Annotated in this window: 1 protein-coding gene and 1 pseudogene; one reads left to right on the top strand and one right to left on the bottom strand. The window is 56.6% G+C overall.

Annotation, left to right across the window (positions count from 1 at the left end; all coding sequences use genetic code 11):
- A partial coding sequence (locus tag EN780_RS35595) for an NAD(P)/FAD-dependent oxidoreductase (protein WP_133372925.1) occupies positions 1 to 672 on the top strand: 672 nt, incomplete at its 5' end.
- Positions 673 to 689: 17 nt separating this feature from the next.
- Here the strand turns inward: EN780_RS35595 and EN780_RS39950 are convergent.
- Positions 690 to 870, bottom strand: a pseudogene (locus EN780_RS39950) (hypothetical protein); the annotation flags it as partial.

Raw genomic sequence — 870 nt, 5'->3', positions numbered from 1 at the left:
GTCCAAGGTTCCGTTGAACGGCTAGACAAGGAACAGGGCAAATTTGTCCTTCAGACTTCTTTAGGACCAGTCAATGCCCGGTTTGTGATCTTGGCAACGGGTGTGGTTGACCGTGCGCCGACGATCCCGAATATCAAAACGGCTATAGAAAGGGGTTCGATTCGACTGTGTCCGGTCTGCGATGCGTACGAGGTTCGGGGACGTCGGGTAGGGGTCATAGGTCCCGAGGAGGATGCGCTTCGAGAGTCTATCTTCTTGAAAGACTTCACCCCGCATGTCTCGATCCTGTGCAATTTCCAATCCGATATCTCGACTGGGGGCCGGCGCCGGGCGAGACAAGCAGGAGTAGAGATCTGGGACGCAGTAGACGACGTGCTGCCTCATCCCTGTGGTTTTGAACTCTCCATGGTGGGCGGCGGCCTGGTCCCGATAGACGTTATCTATCCTTGCATGGGCTGTGACGTAAGAAGTGAGTTGGCTCTTGCTATCGGGGCGGAATGTGATGACGAAGGCTATATCCTGGTCGGCAACCATCTCGAAACGACGATACCCAGGCTCTACGCAATCGGAGATGTCGCCAAGGCCCTCAACCAGATTGCGGTGGGCTTCGGTCATGCCGCGCTAGCAGCTACCCACATTCACAACGAGTTACGTAAGCGCGATCGAAGCTGACCGCATACCTTGATCCTTCAGTCGATGATGCGCGCAATCAGCCGAAGATCGAGCGCCTCCTGCGCCGTTAGATAGCAATTCTCCTTCGCCCGCTCGACAAGGTCCTCGGCGGACATGCCACTTCCCCTCACGAAGTGTTCAAAATCCTCTCGTTCGACGCGCTCGGCCGTCTCCAGAGCCGCAAGCTCCTCGCGAATG

The organism is Mesorhizobium sp. M4B.F.Ca.ET.089.01.1.1, from assembly GCF_004022605.1.
Classification (GTDB): Bacteria; Pseudomonadota; Alphaproteobacteria; order Rhizobiales; family Rhizobiaceae; genus Mesorhizobium; species Mesorhizobium abyssinicae.
Note: the sequence above shows the minus strand (reverse complement) of the source record. Positions and strands in the feature narration are given on the sequence as shown.